The organism is Microbacterium sp. NPDC056234 (genome assembly GCF_042267585.1).
GTDB lineage: Bacteria > Actinomycetota > Actinomycetes > Actinomycetales > Microbacteriaceae > Microbacterium.
Genome location: NZ_JBHJTE010000001.1, coordinates 225887 through 242835, shown reverse-complemented (window position 1 = coordinate 242835; position 16949 = coordinate 225887). Strand labels below are relative to the sequence as shown.

Sequence of the window (16949 nt, the reverse complement as noted above, 5' to 3'; positions counted from 1 at the left end):
CGGTGACGAGGCGATGAACGGATGCCGGAGCCCGCGTCGAGCCGCGCGGGCTCAGCCCAGGAGGAGCGAGAGGACCGTCGCGCCGCCGCCGACCAGGATCAGCGCACCGATCGTGACCCAGGCGGTCACACGGATGCGCTTCTGGCGGCGCTCCGAGTAGATCGACAGATCTTCGGCCTCTTCGTGCTTGTCAGACATCGTGTGCTCCTGGAGATCGAGGGCGTCAGGCCGAGACCGGCTCGGTGACCGTGGGGCCGAAGTAGCTCGGCAGGGTGGCCTGCGAACGCTCGCGCAGCTCGGCGGCCGAGATGGTGAAGACGTCCTGCACCTCGAGCTGCGGCTCGGTGTCGGTCACGCCGATGCGCATCACGGGGTAGTCGCGGCCTTCGCAGAGTCCGCGGAACTTCACATCGTCCTCGCGCGGCACCGTCACGATGACGCGACCCGTGGACTCGGAGAACAGTGCGGTCGCCGCATCCACTCCGTCGCGCTCGATGATCTCGTTCAGCCAGACGCGGGCGCCGACGCCGAAGCGCATGACGCCCTCGGCGAGGGCCTGCGCGAGGCCGCCCTCGGAGAGGTCGTGCGCGGAGGAGATCAGCCACTCGTCGCGCGCCGCGCCGATGAGGCCGGCGAGGCGCTTCTCGCCCGCGAGGTCGACCTTCGGGGGCAGCCCGCCGAGGTGCGAGTGCACGGTCTCGGCCCAGGCCGAGCCGCTCAGCTCGGTCTTCGTGGTGCCGAGCAGGTAGATGTTCTGGCCCTCGTCCTGCCACCCGGACGGGATCCGCCGGGAGACGTCGTCGATGAGGCCGAGCACGCCGACCAGCGGGGTCGGGTGGATCGGCACATCACCGGTCTGGTTGTAGAACGAGACGTTGCCGCCGGTGACGGGGGTGCCCAGCTCGTAGCAGCCGTCGGCGAGGCCGTCGACGGTCTGCCCGAACTGCCACATGACCTCGGGGTTCTCGGGAGAGCCGAAGTTCAGGCAGTCGGTGATCGCGGTCGGCGTCGCACCCGTGACGGCGACGTTGCGGTACGCCTCGGCGAGGGCGAGCTGCGCGCCGGCGTACGGGTCGAGCTGGCTGTAGCGACCGTTGGCGTCGGTTGCGATCGCGAAGCCCAGGCCGGACTCCTCGTCGACGCGGATCATGCCGGCGTCGTCGGGGAACGCGAGCGCCGTGTTGCCGAGCACGTAGTAGTCGTACTGGTTGGTGATCCAGCGCGTGTCAGCCAGATTCGGCGAAGCCACGAGGTCGAGGAACTGCTTCTTCAGCTCCTCGGGGTCGGAGCTGCGGGGGAGGTTCTCCGCGGCATCCGCCTGCAGTGCGTCGATCCACGTCGGGTAGGCGACCGGACGATCGTAGACCGGGCCGTCGACGGCGACGGTCGACGGGTCGACGTCGACGATGCGCTCGCCCTGCCAGTCGATGATGAGGCGACCGTCTCCGGTGACCTCGCCGAGCACGCTGGTCTCGACCTCCCACTTGTTCACGACCTCGAGGAACGCGTCCAGCTTCTCGGGCGCGACGATCGCCATCATGCGCTCCTGCGACTCCGACATGAGGATCTCCTCGGCCGTCAGCGAGGGGTCGCGCAGCAGCACGTTGTCCAGCGAGACCTTCATGCCGCTGTTGCCGTTGGCCGCGAGTTCGCTGGTCGCGCACGAGATGCCGGCGGCACCGAGGTCCTGGATGGCCTCGACGAGCTCGCCGCTGTACAGCTCGAGGCAGCACTCGATGAGCACCTTCTCGGCGAACGGGTCGCCGACCTGGACGGCCGGACGCTTGGTGGGCCCGCCGTCGTCGAAGGAGTCGGATGCCAGGATGCTGGCGCCGCCGATGCCGTCTCCGCCGGTGCGGGCACCGAACAGGACGACCTTGTTGCCGACGCCGGTGGCGTTCGCGAGCTTGAGGTCCTCGTGACGCAGGACACCCACGGCGAGGGCGTTCACGAGCGGGTTGGCCTGGTAGACAGCGTCGAAGACCGTCTCGCCGCCGATGTTGGGCAGGCCGAGGCAGTTGCCGTAGAAGCTGATGCCCGCGGTCACGCCGTGCACGACGCGCGCGGTGTCCGGGTGGTCGATCGCGCCGAAGCGCAGGGCGTCCATGACCGCCACGGGGCGGGCGCCCATCGAGATGATGTCGCGGACGATGCCGCCGACGCCGGTGGCCGCGCCCTGGAACGGCTCGATGAACGACGGGTGGTTGTGCGACTCGGCCTTGAAGGTGACGGCCCAGCCCTCGCCGACGTCGACGACGCCCGCGTTCTGGCCCATGCCGACCATCAGGCGTTCCTTCATCTCGTCGGAGACCTTCTGGCCGAAGCGGCGCAGGTAGTTCTTGGACGACTTGTAGGAGCAGTGCTCCGACCACATGACGGAGTACATCGCCAGCTCGCCCGAGGTGGGGCGGCGGCCGAGGATCTCGCGGATGCGTGCGTACTCGTCATCCTTCAGGCCCAGCGCGGCGTACGGCTGCTCCTTGTCGGGAGTGGCGATCGCGTTCTCGACGGAGTCGGGAACGTGCTGACGGGCGGATGCTTCGGGGGTGGTCACGCGCACTCCAAGGGAAAGGGCCGAGCGGGGCGTGATCAGTCTACCGGCGCGGGGTCGTCCCGGTTTCAGCGGCCCCGGACGTGGCTCTCGGCACCCGGGGACGGCGCCGGGCTCACTTGTCCTTGCCCTTTCCGTTGCCCTTGTCGTTGCCGTTGTTGTTTCCCTTGCCCTGATTGCCCTGATTGCCCTGTCCGTCGTCGCCCTTGCCCTGGTTCCCCTGGCCGCTGTTGTCGTCGGTCGGTTCGGTCACGACCTGGGCAGGTGCTTCCTCGACGGGGGCGGGCGGCTCGGTCGACGCGTCCGCCGAGCGGAGCGAGGTGACGGAGGCGACGCGGGGGAAGTCCGTCGCAGGTTCGGTGAGCGCGGCCGTGCCGGCGGTGGCGATCGCGAGCACGGCGACCAGCGCGGCACCCAGCCCGATGCGACGGCGCACGCGCGAGTCTGCGGCGGCGGGCGGTAGGACGGTGGTCGGTGCGGTGGGCGGCGCTTTACGGTCATGCGTGGTGCCTGGCCCATCCGTGTGCGGTGCCGGTGCCGGCACCGTTGCCGCGTACGGGGCTGTTCCGCTCCTCTTCGCGAGAGCGCGCGCTGCACGGGCGACCTCGGCGGCCGTCGGCCTTTCCGCGGGGTCGATCCGCGTCATCCGCTCCAGCAGATCCCGCCACTCGGCGTCGACCGTGTCGGGGATGGTCGGGGGCACGCTCAATCGCATGACGGCGGCCCGCCGGTCCGAACCGACAGCGGGATATCCCGGTTCGCCCGTGAGTGCTTCGAGCACGACCAGGCCCAGCGAGAAGACGTCGACCGCCGTACCCGGGTCCGAGTCGCTCAGCTGCTCAGGGGCCATGTACATGAGCGTTCCCAGCACGATGCCCGGCGAAGTCATGGGGCTCCGCTCGACCGAGCAGGCGATGCCGAAATCGGCGAGCTTCGCCGCCCAGGGCATACCGGGGTCGCCGGTGGGCGCCATGAGCACGTTCGACGGTTTCACATCGCGATGGATGATCCCTGCGGCGTGCGCCGCGTCGAGGCCCTTCGCCAGATCCCGCGTGATGCGCGCGAGCTGTGGAGGTGGGATCGGTCCCTCCGCCATGCGGGCGGCCAGGGTCGGCCCGTCGATGTACTCCATCACCAGGTACTGCGCTCCGGTGCGCTCCAGCCTGGCGTCGAACAGGGTGACCAGCGAGGGGTGATTCAACGAGGCGAGCAGCGCCTTCTCGGTGTGCGCGCGGTCCACAGAGCTCTCCGCGTCGCCGCCGCCATCGTGGATCATCTTGATCGCCACGGTGCGTCCGAGGTGGGTGTCCTCGGCGCGATAGACCGTCGCCATCCCGCCCTTGCCGACGGGCTCCTCGAGCAGGTACCTGCTGTCGAGCAGAGCGGCCGTCGGCGATACGACTTCCAGCGTCATCGCGAACTCCTCATGCGTGCATTCGGGTCATGCATTCGAACGAACCTAACCGGACAGCGGGTGTTCGTCAGCGCCCTTGACGTCTCGGCGAAAGGATGATTGCCCCGCTCACAGACTAGGGGCGCGTGTCGTCGTGGTGCACGATCCGTCCGAGCTCGACGCCTCCGCCCGGCAGCTCCCAGTAGTGCAACCGCCGCGCGCCTGCGACGTTCTGCTCCACGCTGGAGCGCATGCAGCGGGCGCCGTCCTCGCGGACCACGTACGAGTCCCCGCCGCCCTCGCCGGTGCGCAGACGATGCAGTTCGCGCGCCGGGATCTCGCGGTCGCGTCCGGTGATGGCGTCGACGCAGGTGCGGATCGCCTTGCTCAGCTGACCTTCGTCGAGCGGGTCGAGCGACTCGATGAAGTCATCGCCGAGCGCGTACTCGCGCAGGGGCCAGCGCCCTCGTTCTCCGGGGGCGGTGCGGTTGCCCCAGGTGCGTTCGATCTCGAAGCGGATGCCGTCGGCGGTCGTGTCGACATGCGAGCGCTCGGCGGCTCGGCGGGCATCGCGCAGGGCCCGGCCGGTCTCGCGGCGGTCCTGCTCGGCGTGACCGAGGTTCGCCTCGGCGGTCGCCCGTTCGGCGCGTTCGTCGGCCAGCTGGGTGCGCAGGCGCTCGTTCTCCGTGCGGAGCCGCTCGAGCTCGTCGTCGTCCACGGCGGGTGAGCCCGCGCCGCGGGCGACGAGGTTCGTCAGCGCGAGGAGATCGCTGCGCAGGCTCGTGATCTGGTGAGCCAGGGCGGTCACATCGGTGCGGGTCGCAAGGTCGGCCGGTGTCGGAATCAGGGAGGCAGTCGCCGCGGTCGATGCCGGAGAGCCCTGATCTGCGGTGGGGGCGTGCGCGGCGGCATCCGATGGCGGCTGCGGATGGCGATCCTCGCTGAGCCACGGCGCACCGCCGACGATCAGGGGGAGCGCCGGCACCAGCGGGGCATCCGGGTCGGCGTCGGTTCGGCTGAGTGCGGGCGGTCTTCCCGGCTGCCGGCTGATGCGCACGCGGATCACGTCTCCCACGGCGAGCACGTCGCCGACGGGGCCGTCGCCGGTGTCGACGTCGCCGCGGCGCAGCACGGCGGAGATGCGCGGATGCAGCTGCACGGTCGCGCGCAGCTCCGTGATCCTCACGACGAGGGCGAGGGTGTGCGACCCGTCCGGGAACGCATCCAGGTCCGGTTCGAGCGGCTCGGGGTGCAGCTCGGTGCCGTCCAGGATCCCGCCGGTGCGCTCGCCGACGACGAGCGCGGCGAGAAGAGGGATGTCCGGCGGCAGCAGGGCGGCGGTCCCGGTCACGGTGGTGCCGTCGTCGAGGCGCACCATCGCGCGGCTGCCGTCGGCGACGAAGCCCTGCACGATGCCGGTGGCGCGTCGGACGCGGGGGGAGGGCGACGATTCGACTCGGCGCTGCACGTTCTGCGCGAGCGCGTCGTCGATGAGGTCCTCGGTGTTCGCGTGGTCGGGGAAGCGCAGGTGCGAGCGGGCGCAGGCCGGGTCCGCGCCGAAGTCGATGGGATAAGACCGGGCCGTTCCTCCGAACGCGTGCGTCTTCGGCGGCAGCAGGTGCTCGAGATGGCGGGTCACCGCGCCGGTCTCGATCGTGATGACATCGGCGAGCCCGTCCAGCTCACGCCGCAGCCGGGCCAAATCGAAGGCGAATCCGCCGTCCGGCTCCGTCGAGACGAGCACGAGCGGGTGCGTTCGTGCGGTGAGGATTCGGGCAGCGAGATCCTCCGCCTGCGTGGGGGTGACGACGTCGGCGGAAACCATGGTTGCGAGTGTAGGCACGCGTTTCGGCGAGGTCGCGGAGGCTGCTCCGTGATTCGCCGCCTGGCTCGGTACGGCGGCGATTCCGCTCACGACGTCAGGACGCGACCGGATCGCCGTGGCGGGTCTGCCCCTCCGCGAAGCGCGCTGCGGCGCGGTCCTGCCGGCGGCCGACGGGGACGAGCTCGGTCGCCTGGGGGAGACCCATCGGCTTCGTCGACACGTAGACGCTCTCCGCACGTTCGACGAGGAACGTCTCGTGCCAGACGCCGACGGCCCCCGGCGCCTTGCGGGCCACGCGGTTGAAGCGGGTCCACGCCGGCCGGTGCTCCTGCGACGGCGCGGATGCGTAGGCGTAGAGCTTCTCCACCGACGACCAGTACTGCACGACGTACGGACCGCCGCCGCCGAAGAGCAGTTCGTAGCCGAGGAAGCCTGATTCGGGGTCGAGGGACAGCTCCTTCAGCATCCGCGGCATGGCGAAGAAGGCCGGAAGCCAGAGGTCGGGCCGCCACCAGCGGTTGATCTGCATGCCGATGTGGAACACGACCAGCTCGCCGTCGTAGCGGTGTGTCATGCGGCCGGGGATGATGCGAGCCATGGTGTTCTCCCTGATTGGATAGCGTCACTATCTATATTGGATAGCGTTACTATCGATGTCAAGAGGTGGCCATGAGGATTTCCGAACTGTCGGCGCAGAGCGGCGTGACCGTGCCGACGATCAAGTACTACCTGCGCGAGGGGCTGCTGCCCGAGGGGGAGCGCAGTGCGCCCACCCAGGCAGCGTACGGTTCGCTGCACGTCCAGCGGCTGGGCGTGATCCGAGCCTTGCTGGATGCCGGGGTGAGCGTCGCGGAGACGCGACGCGTGCTCGCCACGCTCGATGCCCCGCCCGGCAGCGCGCACGAGCTGCTCGGCGCGGCGCATGCCGCCATCACCCGCCCCGTGGACGAGGGCGTCGATCTGACCGAGGCGGAACGCCTCGTGGAGGGGCTGGGGTGGAAGCCCGGCACCTGCGATCCCGACGTGCTCGGGGACGTCGCGCGCGCGCTGGACGGGCTCGAGCGGGCCGGATTCACGGTGCCGGACGGGGTCCTGCCGGTGTATCTGCAGAGCATCAGGGTGATCGCGGATGCCGAGATCGCCGCCACTCCGTCCGATTCCGCCGAGGCGGCCGTGCGTTACGTCGTGCTCGGGTCGGTGCTGGTCGAGCCGCTGCTGCTCGCGCTGCGACGGGTCGCCGAGCAGGTCGCGTCGGCGGAGCGGTTCGGCGGGACGAAGACGGGCGACTGAACGCTCAGAAGTCGCCGCCGGGGTAGGTGTCCTCCGGCAGGGTGAAGCACACGGAGTACGAGTCGATGACGATGGTGCCCGGCTGGCCCTCGCCGAACAGATATCCCTCTCCGGTCGTCGGCGACTCCACGGTCGCCACGTATTTGTCCGTGATGCCGCGGCGGTTCGACACCTCGAAGTCGCCCTCGGGGAAGAGCGTGTCGACCTGTTCCTCCATGGTTTTTGTGATGGCCTCGGCATCGGCGCCGGGCACGAGTCGCACCGTCGTGATGCCCTTCCAGCGGTGCTGCGTCTCGTCGCAGGTGAAGAGCCCTCCCTTCGCGTTCTGGTCGATGCCGGCGACATCCTCGCTGGGAACAAGTGCGGCGATCTCCAGCTCCTTCGCCTGCGTCGCGGCCTTGGCCTGTTGCCACGTGATCATGCTCGTCGTCTCCTCCGGGGCTGTCTGGGGTTCCGCGCAGGCCGTCAGCGTCAGCGCCATCAGCGCCACCGCCAGGATCGTTCCGCCGCGCCGCGTCGTCATTTCGCCACCAGCTCGGCCATGTCGCGCAGAGCATCCCGGTTGTCCGGATCGTCCGATGCGATCAGATCGTGGTTCTCCATGAGCACGCGGACGGAATCCGGTGGGATGTAGATCGACGGATAGCCGCCGGAATTGCCGACCGACGCCTGGTCGAGCACCTCGTCCTCAGGGCCGACGTAGTAGTCGCCGTGCTCGAAGGCCGGATGGGAGCGGGGGTTGTTGCCGTCCCACACTGCGCCGAGGTCCTGTCCGGTCTGCAGGATGTCGTCGTACGACAGATCCGCATAGGTGGTCTCGGGATCCGGTTCCCAGTCCGGGGGCATCCCGGCGCCGGAGAGCGAGATCACTGTGTCGTATTCCACTCCTGCGGCTTCGGCGCTGGTGACGTTGGCCAGGCCCCAGCTGTGTCCGAACGCGTCGTGCTCCACGCCGGCGAACAGGGGGTCCGTCCGCATGCCGGCCTCGAACCGGGCCAGCTGTCTGCCGGCCTCTTCCGCGCGCGCCTGGTCATTCGCCTCGAGAATGCGCCACAGGTTCGCGCCGCCGGTGTCGGGGTTCTCGCCGGGGAACAGGCCGTCCTTGTAGACGAATGCCAGCGTGCCGGGCACCGCGCGCACCATTTCGCCGGCCACCTGTTGCGCATGACCGCCGTAGAAGCTGTCGAGGCTCGTGAAGGTGCCGGGGACGTACGTGATCACGCGATCCGGAGGCGTCGTGAGGTCTCCCATCACCTCGACGATGCGAGAGAAGTCACGATCGTAGAGATACAGCATCACGTCTCCGCTTTGGACCTCACGAAGATACCTGATCTCGTTCTTCAGGAACGCGGCGCGTTCGTCGCTCACGGATGCCGTGGCCAGCTCCGCCTGCGCGGCCTCGATCCAGGATTGCGCGTTCAGTTGGTTCGCTCGCACGCGCAGCGCGGCGGGCAGCCCGTCCATCCCGCCGAGAATCTCCGGGTGAGCGGCGAGCAGCTCCTCGTGCAGTTCGGGGTGCGACAACCACAGCGCCAGCACGTCCGCCGGCGCGTCTGCGGCGAGGAGATCGGCGAGCAGGTTCCGCGATTCGAGCGAGGACAATGCGCTCATGTCGCCCAGCAGGCCGCGCACGGCCGCGTCGTACGCTTCTTCCCAGGCGCCGAAGTGGTGGTCGTACCGGGCCCAGAGGTCGTCGAGCGCCGCTTCAGCGGCCTCGCGATCCGCGATCGCGTCGGCGGCGGCATCCTCCGCCACCTGCAGAGCCACCGGATCACTGCCGTACGACGCGGCGAGAGCACCGCGGCCGGCATGATCGGACGCGGCGTTCAGCACCTTCCACGCCGCGTGTGCGGTCTCGATCTCCTCGATCAGCGCATTCGCCTTGCTCGCATGCGCTTCGTGCGCGTTCGCGTAGGCGGTCAGCACCGAAGAGAGCGTCTGCGCGAGTGCGACGTGCGGGCCGATCGTCGACAGGACCTCGAGAGCATCAGTCCGCAATCTCGTCACGGCCTTACCCATTCCCGGCAGCCCGGTCGCGCGCCCTGCCGCGCTTCGCGCGGCGCCCAGATGCTCGGCGACCACATCGAATTGACCGACCCACTGAGCCATCTGGTCGACGCTCCCGGTGATCCGCTCCAGCGGATACCCGTGCACAGGGGAGGTCAGGGTCACGGCGTGTTCTCGCCAGACAACTCCTCGTCGAGGAGGGAGTACTTCGACGTGATGGCGAAGGCGGAGGAGGAGAGCGCGGAACTCGCCTCCCAGTGCGAGAAGACCGCGTCGTGCAGCTCGTCCACGCGGCGGTTCAGTTCCGCCCTCAGCTGGTTTCGTCCGATCGGCGCTTCGACACCGGGGTCATCGCCGATGAGAGAGGTGATATCGGACTGCAGGTCGATCGACGCCGACGAGAAGTTGGATCCGGCCTCGTAGAGATCGGCATGGAAAATCGCTACATCCGTCACGAAGACGCCCCCCGGTATTCGTTCGAATCTCTCTCCGCCGGAGCGGAGATGTCCGCCTGGCGTATCGTGGCGGCGCCACGAGCAGCATCAGCCTAGGTGATCGGCTCGGCGGCGGAATGGGCAGTTCTGCCCGGCGACACGATCATCGTTCTTCCGCCGGGGTGCGGTGTTTCCGGCATCCTGTGCCAGCGTGTGAGCATGACCGAAGCTCCGCCCGCGTCTGCGGCGACGCCCAGCAGGCTTCTACCGTTCGCGATCGGAGTGGCGGGGGCGGTGCTGGGACTGCTGCCCTGGGTCGTCGCCGGCACGCTGCCGTTGCAGAATCTCTGGGCGACAGAGGTGATGCCCGAGGCGATGCCGTTCGTCCTGCTGCCGCTGAGCCAGTACTCGGTGACGATGCTCTTCTCTCTCGTGCTGCTCGGTGGCGTCTTCGCCGGTGTCGCAGTCCGCGTGGCGCGACGGCGCCGTGCCCTGTCGCTGTGGCCGGCGGCGCTGGGGGTGGCGTTCGTGCACGTCTTCGCCGCGCTGCAGAGCTTCCTCGTGCTGGCCGGTGGCCTCGGACTCGCCGGCGGGTCGGCGGGCTCGCGGGCGGTGCTGTACTTCGGCGGATTGCTGGGCGGGACCATCGTGGCGGCGCTGATGGCGCAGCTGGGTCTGTGGATGACGTCCCGGTCGTCGGTCGCCATGTCGCCCTTCGGGATCGCCCTTGCCGCCGTGCCGTTCGCCGGCTGGGTCACGCGGTGGTTCGGCGCGTTCGCCGGCCCGATGGGGCCGCCGCCGTTCATCTCCTTGGTGGGCTACTGGCTGCCGGCCATCATCGTGGGCGCTGCACTGGTGTGGTGCGGGGTGCGCCCGCCGAGTCGGCTGGTCGTGTGGACCGTCGCGCTGCTGTCGGTGTGGGTGGTGCCCGCGTTGTTCACCGCGATCGGGTACGGGCTCGGGATGCGGGTGCTGCAGGGGAACCTGGCAGATATGGCCGAGGCATCCGTGCAGCTGTTCCCGCTGGCGCTGGCGGAGATGTGGTGGCCGGCCGTGCTGGCTGCGGCGATCGCGGTGGTCGGCACCCTCGTTCGGGCCGGGTGGACCACGCGGCCGGCTGCGGCGGACGCCTCGGGCATGGACGCGGCGGTGCCATCGTGACGCTGGTCGTCCTCATCGTCGTGGTGATCCTGGTCGGTTTCATCGTCTCGCTGTTCATCCGTGATCGGCAGTTCCGCAAGCACGGTCGTCGTATCCGTGTGCGGTTGGATGACGTGCGTCACGTAGGCACGAGCGAGACGGGCGCGGTGACCGTTCGGTACCGCGCGTCGTGGGTCGAGGACAACAGGCCGAAACTGATCGAGGGTCGGGAGACGATCCCCGCGAAGCGGCTTCGGCAGATGCAGGTGGGCCGCAGCGTGTACGTCTTCTATCTGGGAGACGGGCGAGCGCAGCTCGATCTCGGCTGAGGAAGGTGAGGGGTGGCGCGGAGGCGTCATCATGGAACCGTGCACTCAACCCACTCGCCCGCCGCGCTCGAACCGGAGTGGTCCCGCTACACATCGCCGATCCGGGAACTCGTCATGCTCAACGCCATCCTGGCGTTTCTGCTCGAAATCGCGATGCTGGTGTTCGTCGCCTGGTGGGCCCTGCTGCTCGACGTGCCGTGGTGGGTGCGGATTCTGATCGCGTTCGCTGCGGTCGGGGTGCTGGTGGTGCTGTGGGGGACGTTCGCTTCGCCGCGGGCGCGCGTCCGCCTGCCGGTGGCGGGAGTCGTGGCGGTCAAGGTGGTCGCTCTCGGGGCCGGAGTGCTGGCGCTGTCGGGCGTGGGCAGCGCAGTGGCGGCCGTCGTGTTCGCCGTCGTCGCGGCGGCGAACGTCGCCATCACGACGTTCGTCAGGTCGCGGGCGGCGTAGCCGGGTCTGCGGAACTCGGCGTCGGACGGGTGCCCGGAGGTGCCTGCTGCTCGACGTCCGTCCAGATCTCGGTCAGTCCGACGATGAAACCGTCCCGCATGCGGGCGAAGCTCGCACATTCGAAATGCTGCGGGCCCGCCTCGCCGTGACCGGTGACGTGCGATCGGCAGGCCGCCTCGGTCTCGGCCGCGACGAAGTCTTCTATCGTCAGATGCTCGAATCCGGGGTAGTCGCGGTTGAACCGGATCCAATCGTCGCGGTTGAACGATTCGCCGGTGTGCGCGAGTCGGCAAACGAATTCGGGGTGCAGGTAGGACGCGAGATCGTCCCAGCGCTTCTCGTCGATCGCGGTCATGAGTCCGTGCAGCGCGAGTCCGGCATTCATGACGGCATCCTAAGTTCGGCCTCGGACAGATCACCCCCGCAGCAGCGCTCGCAGGGTCTGGATCGTGTCGGCATCCGCTGCGGTCTTGTCGGGGCGGTAGCCCTTCACCCGAGCGAAGCGCAGGGCGATGCCGCCGGGGTAGCGCGGGGACTGCTGCACGCCGTCGATGGCGATCTCGACGACGAGCTCAGGGCGCAGAAAGACCGCGTAGGGCGAGCGATCGGTCTCGTAGTCCGGGAACGTGTCGGTCTGCCACTGCAGCAGCTCATCGGTGAGCCCTTTGAAGGTCTTTCCGACCATCACGAAGCCGCCAGGCTCACCGAACTCGCCGTCCGGGTCGAGGGCGCCGAGGTGCAGGTTCGAGAGCTTGCCTCGACGACGTCCCGATCCCCATTCCGCCGCGAGGACGACGAGATCGTAGGTCAGCACGGGTTTGACCTTGACCCAGGATTTTCCTCGTCGGCCCGCCGCGTAGGCGGAGTCGATCGCCTTGACGAGGATGCCCTCGTGCCCGGCGCCGAGCGCGTCGCGGGACAGCTGCTCGGCGGCCTCCGGGTCGGCGGTGACGATGCCCGGCATCCGCCACTCGCCGGCGATGCGGTCGAGCTCGGCGAGGCGGGTGGAGAGCGGTTCGTCGAGAAGGTCGCGGCCGTCGACGTGCAGCAGATCGAAGAACCAGGGACGCAGCACGAGTTCGCGCGAGACGTCGGCGCCGAAGCGCGACATGGTCTGCTGGAACGGTCGTGGCCCGCCGTCCTCGTCGAGCGCCAGGGTCTCGCCGTCGAGGATGAGGTCCTGTGCCGGAAGCGAGCGGACGATCTCGACGATCTCGGGCACGCGATGGGTGATGTCGGCGAGACTGCGCGTGTAGATGCCGACATCATCGCCGTGTCGATGGACCTGGATCCGCGCACCGTCGAGCTTGTACTCGACGGATGCCTCTCCGGTGAGCTCGAGGGCCGCGGTGGGCGTCGCGGCGGTGGCGGCGAGCATCGGCAGGACGGGACGACCGACGACGAGCCCGACCTCGTCGAGGTCTTGTTCGGTGCCCGTGAGGGCGAGGAGGGCGGTCTCGCCCAGGTCGCCGGAGAGCATCGCGGCCCGTCGCACGGCGGCCACCGGCCGATCGGATGCCCGGGCGATCGCATCGAGAAGCACCCCGCCCAGCGCGCCGGTGCGCAGTTCGCCGAGCATGGCGCGGGCCAGGAAGTCCCACTCCGCGGCGGTGGCGCGGGAGGCGAGGTCGGTCAGGGTGCCGGTGCGGACGGCCGCCGATCCCGTTCCGGATGTCGTAGCGAGCGCATCGAGGGCGTCATCGACGTCGGCGATCGTCAGGGTGGATTCGTCGGCATGCGTGAGGTCGAGCGCGGCGAGTCCGCGCCAGCCGACTCCGAGCCTGCCCTGCCGTGGTGACGCGAGCAGCAGGCCGGTCAGCGGAGCGACCTCATCCGGTTCTGCGCGCGCGAGCAGCCGCGCGAGAGCATCGATCTTTGCGAGGCGCGATGACGTCGCCGCGACCTCTGCGGCGGTGGTGACGAGCTCGGAGAGCTTCATGACGGCATTGTCGCACCGGGGTGCGACATCGGGAACAGGGCGAGGGTACTGGCTGACCGTTGAAATGTGTCAAGGCCCTCGTTCTGCCCCGGCCGCTGACGTAAGAAGGAGGCAGAAGGAAGGAACATGGCATGGCTGCAGGCGACATCGAGACGTTCCAGCGGGACGGCATCTGGTTCAACCGCATCGAGGGAGAGGCCCGCACACTGGGCGCCAGCTTCACCTCACAGGCGGAAGCCGTGAAGGTCGGGCGCGGGGCTGCAGCGGCGCGCCAGGTGCAGCACACCGTGCGGACCGAGGAAGGCCCGTCGGAGGACGCGAACGTCTACGACCGGCACCCGCGGGATCTCATGAGCTGACCGGGAGGAGGCGACGCTTCGCCCGCCCGCCCGCCCGCCCTCCGCGATCGCGTCCTGTCAACCCCCGTCACGCGCCCACGGTGCGCGCGTATCGTGACCATCATGTGGACCGTACTCGTCATCCTGCTGGTCGCCTGGGCTGTGCTCTCGGTGGTGGGCTTCGTCTTCGAGGGGTTGTTCTGGCTCGCCGTGATCGGCCTCATCCTCTTCGTCGGCACCCTCGTCTTCGGCTTCGTGCGTCGCGGCAGCAAGAAGACCTGACCCGCCGTCAGAACGGCCGCGCGCCCTCGTAGCCGCGTGGCCCTGTGTCATGCGCGGTCATGCGATGTGCGGCAGTGCGGGAACGTCCTTAGATTGGGTGTTCCCGCTGCTGCGAAGGAGTCCCGCGTGTCCGACATCCAGACCACGACCGCCGCGCGCACGGGACAGCATCCGTTCGACGGCCGGACCCGGTTCCACCTCGATCGGCCCGAGAGCCGCAAGTGGAGCCTGCACCCGGGGCGCATCGGCGCCTGGGTCGCCGAGATGGACTTCGGCGTCGCTCCCGAGATCGCAGCGGCCATGCACCGCGCGATCGATGAGGAGAACCTCGGCTACCTGTCGCCTTCGCTGGCCGCGGAGCTCGGCGTCGCGGCCGCTGACTGGATGCGCGACGAGTACGGCTGGGCGGTCGACCCGGAGCGCGTGCATCCCGTGTCGGATGTGATGGCGGTGCTCCGGGTGGCGGTCGAGGAGTACGCGCCTGCCGGTTCGCCGGTGATCGTGCCGACGCCGGCGTACATGCCGTTCCTGACGTATCTGCCGACCATCGGGCATCCGGTGATCGAAGTTCCTGGCCGCGAGGTCGACGGGCGGTGGCAGCACGACCTGCAGCGCATCGACGAGGCGTTCGCCGCCGGCGCCCGAACCCTCGTACTGTGCAATCCGCACAATCCGACCGGGACGATCGCCGACCGAGCCGAGCTCGAAGCCATCGCCGAGATCGTCGAGCGGCACGGTGGCCGGGTGTTCGCCGATGAGATCCATGCGCCGCTGCGCTTCGACGGCCGCCCGTTCGTCCCGTATGCGTCGGTGTCGGAGGTGACCGCCGCGCACACGATCACCGGCACGAGCGCATCGAAGGCGTGGAACATCCCCGGGCTCAAGACCGCGCAGCTGATCACCTCGAACGACGCCGATCAGCAGCTCTACCGCGGCTTCGGGTTCTCAGTGCAGCACGGCGCGGCGACGCTCGGTGTGGTGGCGTCGACGGCCGCGTACCGGTCGGGCAAGCCCTGGCTCGACGGGGTCATCGACTATCTGGACGGTTCGCGGTCGTTGCTCGGCTCGCTGGTCACGGAGCATCTGGCGGGGGCCGTGTATCGGGCGCCGGAGGCGACGTACATCGGCTGGATCGACGTCGCCCGACTCGGCATCCCCGGCGCGCCGGCGGAGTTCTTCCGCGAGCAGGCGGGAGTCGTGCTCACCGAGGGGCGGCTGCTGGGGCAGGGGTACGAGGACTTCGTCCGCGTGGTGTTCGCCACACCGAAGCCGATTCTGGAGGAGGCGCTCGCGGCGATGGGTGCGGCCGTCCGGCGAGGGTGACTCTCCAGCTGAGTGTCGGCGCGGGACTACTCTGAGTCCCATCCGGTGACACCCGCCCGCGCGCTTCGAAGGAGATCGGCGCATGAGACCACTGCGGTATTCGATCAACGTCACGCTCGACGGCTGCGTCCATCACGAGGCCGGGGTGGCGCCCGATGAGGAGCTGATGCGCTTCTGGACCGCCGACATCGAGCGGGCCGACGCCCTGCTGTACGGCAGCGTGACGTACGAGATGATGGAGTCGGCGTGGCGGCGGCCCGCCTCGGGGGTGTGGCCCGACTGGATGAGCGAGTGGGAGATCCCGTTCGCCGAGGCCATCGATCGAGCGCCGAAACACGTCGTCTCAAGCACGCTCGACGCCGTCGACTGGAACGCCGATCTGGTGCACGGCGACCTGGATCGGGCCGTCCGGCGCCTCAAAGAACAACCGGGCGAGGGGCTGGCCGTCGGCGGAGTGACTCTTCCGCTGGCATTGGCCGAGCGGGGGCTGATCGACGAGTACACCTTCGTCGTGCATCCGGTTGTCGCCGGCCACGGCCCGAGGTTGCTCGACGGCCTGCATGAGAGCATCCGCCTCGAGCTCGTGGATCGGCGCGAGTTCCGGTCGGGAGCGGTCGCGAACCGTTATCGGCCCGTCGTCGGCTGACCCGCGCTCCTAGAGATCGACCTTCGCGTTCTCGCCGCCGTCGTACTGCTCTCCTGTGAGCTTCGACTTCACGAAACTGAAGGCGCTGGCGATCGTTCCGCCGGGACTGTCCCAATACTCCGCCGACTCGGCGGTGAACTTCAGCAGGCCGACGAAGGGGTCGTCCGGTCCGTCGGGGAACCATGCTCCGACCACCGGGTTCCACAGTTCTTCGATCTTCTGCCGGTCCTCGACGAGGCGCGCTGTGCCGGAGAGCGACACCCACGAGTCGGAGGAGCTGAACGAGACGTTCGCGTCCGAGTCGGCGGCGAGGTCTGCCACCGGAGACGAGCGCTTCGAGACGAGGAACCACAGGTCGCCGTCGAATTCCGCCTCCTGCACAGTGAGGGGATGCGCGACCAGCTTGCCGTCCGCGTGCCGGGTGACGAACATCGCGAAGCGGAAGTCCTTGATGAGATCGGCGACCTTCTTGCGCTCGTCGATGGTGTCAGTCATGGTGTCGCACCTTTCTCTGTCGTTGGATGCTGTGCACGCAACGATGCCCGCTCGAGGGGAATGCGCCGAGGGGGTTGAGGCTGGGGCGAGCAGCGAGTACGGGGCGTCCGGCTCTCTCGACCGTCAGCGTTCTCGCCGCTGACCCCAACCCGACCAGTCGGGACGATCGACGATGCAGAAGCGGTTGCCCTCGGGGTCTTCCATGATGACGTAGTCGGCATCGTCCGGCAGGTTGTCCCAGTGCACCTCGCGGGCGCCGAGCTCAGCGAGTCGATGCACCTCTGCGGCCTGATCCTCGGCGTAGATGTCGAGGTGGATGCGTGGAGGCAGGACCCGCTCGGAATGACGAGCATCGAGGGCAACGCAGGGAGTGTCCGCATCACGTGGTGTGAGGACGACCCAATCGTCCTCCGCCGGGTCCCGCTCGACGTAATCGAGCGCAGCCTGCCAGAAACGGGACTGCGCAGGGAGGTCGTTGACGCGGATCACGATCGACACGATCTTCAACAT

General features: G+C 69.0%; 20 protein-coding genes. 8 read left to right on the top strand and 12 right to left on the bottom strand.

Going from position 1 to position 16949, the window contains the following annotated elements:
• Positions 1–51: 51 nt before the first annotated feature.
• The 5 genes from ACFCYE_RS01155 to ACFCYE_RS01135 form a co-directional block, all read right to left on the bottom strand.
• The gene (locus ACFCYE_RS01155; protein WP_376175713.1) at positions 52–198 is read right to left on the bottom strand and encodes a hypothetical protein; all 147 of its coding nucleotides are present in this window, start codon (positions 196–198) and stop codon (positions 52–54) included.
• Positions 199–223: 25 nt separating this feature from the next.
• Entirely contained in the window at positions 224–2554 is a 2331-nt protein-coding gene (purL, locus tag ACFCYE_RS01150) for a phosphoribosylformylglycinamidine synthase subunit PurL (protein WP_376175712.1), read from the bottom strand.
• A gap of 112 nt (positions 2555–2666) precedes the next feature.
• Positions 2667–3965 carry a protein kinase gene (locus ACFCYE_RS01145; RefSeq protein ID WP_376175711.1) on the bottom strand — a complete coding sequence of 433 codons (1299 nt, stop codon included), beginning with the start codon at positions 3963–3965 and terminating at the stop codon, positions 2667–2669.
• Positions 3966–4080: 115 nt separating this feature from the next.
• Entirely contained in the window at positions 4081–5769 is a 1689-nt protein-coding gene (locus tag ACFCYE_RS01140) for a hypothetical protein (RefSeq protein WP_376175710.1), read from the bottom strand.
• A gap of 94 nt (positions 5770–5863) precedes the next feature.
• Positions 5864–6367, bottom strand: a complete 504-nt coding sequence (locus ACFCYE_RS01135) for a DUF4188 domain-containing protein (protein ID WP_376175709.1) — start codon at positions 6365–6367, stop codon at positions 5864–5866.
• Positions 6368–6438: 71 nt separating this feature from the next.
• On the opposite strand from ACFCYE_RS01135, the gene ACFCYE_RS01130 reads away from it, so the two are divergent.
• Positions 6439–7059, top strand: a complete 621-nt coding sequence (locus ACFCYE_RS01130) for a MerR family transcriptional regulator (protein WP_376175708.1) — start codon at positions 6439–6441, stop codon at positions 7057–7059.
• Between the two features lie 4 nt (positions 7060–7063).
• Here ACFCYE_RS01130 and ACFCYE_RS01125 read toward each other — a convergent pair whose 3' ends face one another.
• Genes ACFCYE_RS01125 through ACFCYE_RS01115 form a run of 3 tightly spaced genes read right to left on the bottom strand, consistent with a single transcriptional unit; the run spans position 7064 to position 9521 of the window.
• Positions 7064–7582 (bottom strand): hypothetical protein, encoded by a 519-nt coding sequence (locus ACFCYE_RS01125; protein WP_376175707.1) that lies wholly within the window; start codon positions 7580–7582, stop codon positions 7064–7066.
• Positions 7579–9231 carry a hypothetical protein gene (locus ACFCYE_RS01120; RefSeq protein WP_376175706.1) on the bottom strand — a complete coding sequence of 551 codons (1653 nt, stop codon included), beginning with the start codon at positions 9229–9231 and terminating at the stop codon, positions 7579–7581. Before ACFCYE_RS01120 ends, ACFCYE_RS01125 begins: the two co-directional genes overlap by 4 nt.
• Positions 9228–9521: a hypothetical protein gene (locus ACFCYE_RS01115; RefSeq protein ID WP_376175705.1), complete on the bottom strand. Its 294-nt coding sequence runs from the start codon at positions 9519–9521 to the stop codon at positions 9228–9230. Before ACFCYE_RS01115 ends, ACFCYE_RS01120 begins: the two co-directional genes overlap by 4 nt.
• Positions 9522–9719: 198 nt before the next feature.
• Here ACFCYE_RS01115 and ACFCYE_RS01110 point away from each other — a divergent pair, with 198 nt between their 5' ends.
• The 3 genes from ACFCYE_RS01110 to ACFCYE_RS01100 are packed head-to-tail and all read left to right on the top strand — an operon-like array spanning position 9720 to position 11416.
• Positions 9720–10661, top strand: a complete 942-nt coding sequence (locus ACFCYE_RS01110; RefSeq protein ID WP_376175704.1) for a hypothetical protein — start codon at positions 9720–9722, stop codon at positions 10659–10661.
• Positions 10658–10969 carry a hypothetical protein gene (locus ACFCYE_RS01105; protein WP_376175703.1) on the top strand — a complete coding sequence of 104 codons (312 nt, stop codon included), beginning with the start codon at positions 10658–10660 and terminating at the stop codon, positions 10967–10969. The genes ACFCYE_RS01110 and ACFCYE_RS01105 overlap by 4 nt, the downstream gene beginning before the upstream one ends.
• 39 nt (positions 10970–11008) lie before the next feature.
• Positions 11009–11416, top strand: a complete 408-nt coding sequence (locus ACFCYE_RS01100; protein WP_376175702.1) for a YrdB family protein — start codon at positions 11009–11011, stop codon at positions 11414–11416.
• Here ACFCYE_RS01100 and ACFCYE_RS01095 read toward each other — a convergent pair.
• Both ACFCYE_RS01095 and ACFCYE_RS01090 read right to left on the bottom strand, forming a co-directional pair.
• Positions 11397–11801 carry a nuclear transport factor 2 family protein gene (locus tag ACFCYE_RS01095; RefSeq protein ID WP_376175701.1) on the bottom strand — a complete coding sequence of 135 codons (405 nt, stop codon included), beginning with the start codon at positions 11799–11801 and terminating at the stop codon, positions 11397–11399. The genes ACFCYE_RS01100 and ACFCYE_RS01095 overlap by 20 nt on opposite strands.
• Positions 11802–11831: 30 nt before the next feature.
• Positions 11832–13355, bottom strand: a complete 1524-nt coding sequence (locus ACFCYE_RS01090; protein ID WP_376175700.1) for an ATP-dependent DNA ligase — start codon at positions 13353–13355, stop codon at positions 11832–11834.
• Between the two features lie 131 nt (positions 13356–13486).
• On the opposite strand from ACFCYE_RS01090, the gene ACFCYE_RS01085 reads away from it, so the two are divergent.
• From ACFCYE_RS01085 to ACFCYE_RS01070, 4 genes are all read left to right on the top strand, one after another.
• Complete coding sequence (locus ACFCYE_RS01085) at positions 13487–13714, top strand: DUF2188 domain-containing protein (RefSeq protein ID WP_376175699.1); 228 nt, start codon at positions 13487–13489, stop codon at positions 13712–13714.
• A gap of 102 nt (positions 13715–13816) precedes the next feature.
• A complete protein-coding gene (locus ACFCYE_RS01080; protein WP_376175698.1) occupies positions 13817–13975 on the top strand; it encodes a hypothetical protein in 159 nt (52 codons plus the stop codon).
• A 126-nt stretch (positions 13976–14101) separates the two neighbouring features.
• Positions 14102–15298: a MalY/PatB family protein gene (locus ACFCYE_RS01075; RefSeq protein ID WP_376175697.1), complete on the top strand. Its 1197-nt coding sequence runs from the start codon at positions 14102–14104 to the stop codon at positions 15296–15298.
• 82 nt (positions 15299–15380) lie between these two features.
• On the top strand, positions 15381–15944 hold the full coding sequence (locus ACFCYE_RS01070) for a dihydrofolate reductase family protein (RefSeq protein WP_376175696.1): 564 nt from the start codon (positions 15381–15383) through the stop codon (positions 15942–15944).
• A 9-nt stretch (positions 15945–15953) separates the two neighbouring features.
• Here the strand turns inward: ACFCYE_RS01070 and ACFCYE_RS01065 are convergent, their stop codons facing one another.
• Together ACFCYE_RS01065 and ACFCYE_RS01060 are read right to left on the bottom strand one after the other, a co-directional pair.
• Positions 15954–16439 carry a pyridoxamine 5'-phosphate oxidase family protein gene (locus tag ACFCYE_RS01065; protein WP_376175695.1) on the bottom strand — a complete coding sequence of 162 codons (486 nt, stop codon included), beginning with the start codon at positions 16437–16439 and terminating at the stop codon, positions 15954–15956.
• A gap of 123 nt (positions 16440–16562) precedes the next feature.
• Positions 16563–16949 carry a VOC family protein gene (locus ACFCYE_RS01060; protein WP_376175694.1) on the bottom strand — a complete coding sequence of 129 codons (387 nt, stop codon included), beginning with the start codon at positions 16947–16949 and terminating at the stop codon, positions 16563–16565.

What these genes read in the sequence shown, in the direction of transcription:
- ACFCYE_RS01155 (WP_376175713.1), bottom strand. Translation starts at nt 198, where the DNA reads ATGTCTGACAAGCACGAAGAGGCCGAAGATCTGTCGATCTACTCGGAG.
- ACFCYE_RS01145 (WP_376175711.1), bottom strand. Translation starts at nt 3,965, where the DNA reads ATGACGCTGGAAGTCGTATCGCCGACGGCCGCTCTGCTCGACAGCAGG.
- ACFCYE_RS01140 (WP_376175710.1), bottom strand. Translation starts at nt 5,769, where the DNA reads ATGGTTTCCGCCGACGTCGTCACCCCCACGCAGGCGGAGGATCTCGCT.
- ACFCYE_RS01135 (WP_376175709.1), bottom strand. Translation starts at nt 6,367, where the DNA reads ATGGCTCGCATCATCCCCGGCCGCATGACACACCGCTACGACGGCGAG.
- ACFCYE_RS01130 (WP_376175708.1), top strand. Translation starts at nt 6,439, where the DNA reads ATGAGGATTTCCGAACTGTCGGCGCAGAGCGGCGTGACCGTGCCGACG.
- ACFCYE_RS01125 (WP_376175707.1), bottom strand. Translation starts at nt 7,582, where the DNA reads ATGACGACGCGGCGCGGCGGAACGATCCTGGCGGTGGCGCTGATGGCG.
- ACFCYE_RS01110 (WP_376175704.1), top strand. Translation starts at nt 9,720, where the DNA reads ATGACCGAAGCTCCGCCCGCGTCTGCGGCGACGCCCAGCAGGCTTCTA.
- ACFCYE_RS01095 (WP_376175701.1), bottom strand. Translation starts at nt 11,801, where the DNA reads ATGAATGCCGGACTCGCGCTGCACGGACTCATGACCGCGATCGACGAG.
- ACFCYE_RS01090 (WP_376175700.1), bottom strand. Translation starts at nt 13,355, where the DNA reads ATGAAGCTCTCCGAGCTCGTCACCACCGCCGCAGAGGTCGCGGCGACG.
- ACFCYE_RS01085 (WP_376175699.1), top strand. Translation starts at nt 13,487, where the DNA reads ATGGCTGCAGGCGACATCGAGACGTTCCAGCGGGACGGCATCTGGTTC.
- ACFCYE_RS01080 (WP_376175698.1), top strand. Translation starts at nt 13,817, where the DNA reads ATGTGGACCGTACTCGTCATCCTGCTGGTCGCCTGGGCTGTGCTCTCG.
- ACFCYE_RS01070 (WP_376175696.1), top strand. Translation starts at nt 15,381, where the DNA reads ATGAGACCACTGCGGTATTCGATCAACGTCACGCTCGACGGCTGCGTC.
- ACFCYE_RS01065 (WP_376175695.1), bottom strand. Translation starts at nt 16,439, where the DNA reads ATGACTGACACCATCGACGAGCGCAAGAAGGTCGCCGATCTCATCAAG.
- ACFCYE_RS01060 (WP_376175694.1), bottom strand. Translation starts at nt 16,949, where the DNA reads ATGTTGAAGATCGTGTCGATCGTGATCCGCGTCAACGACCTCCCTGCG.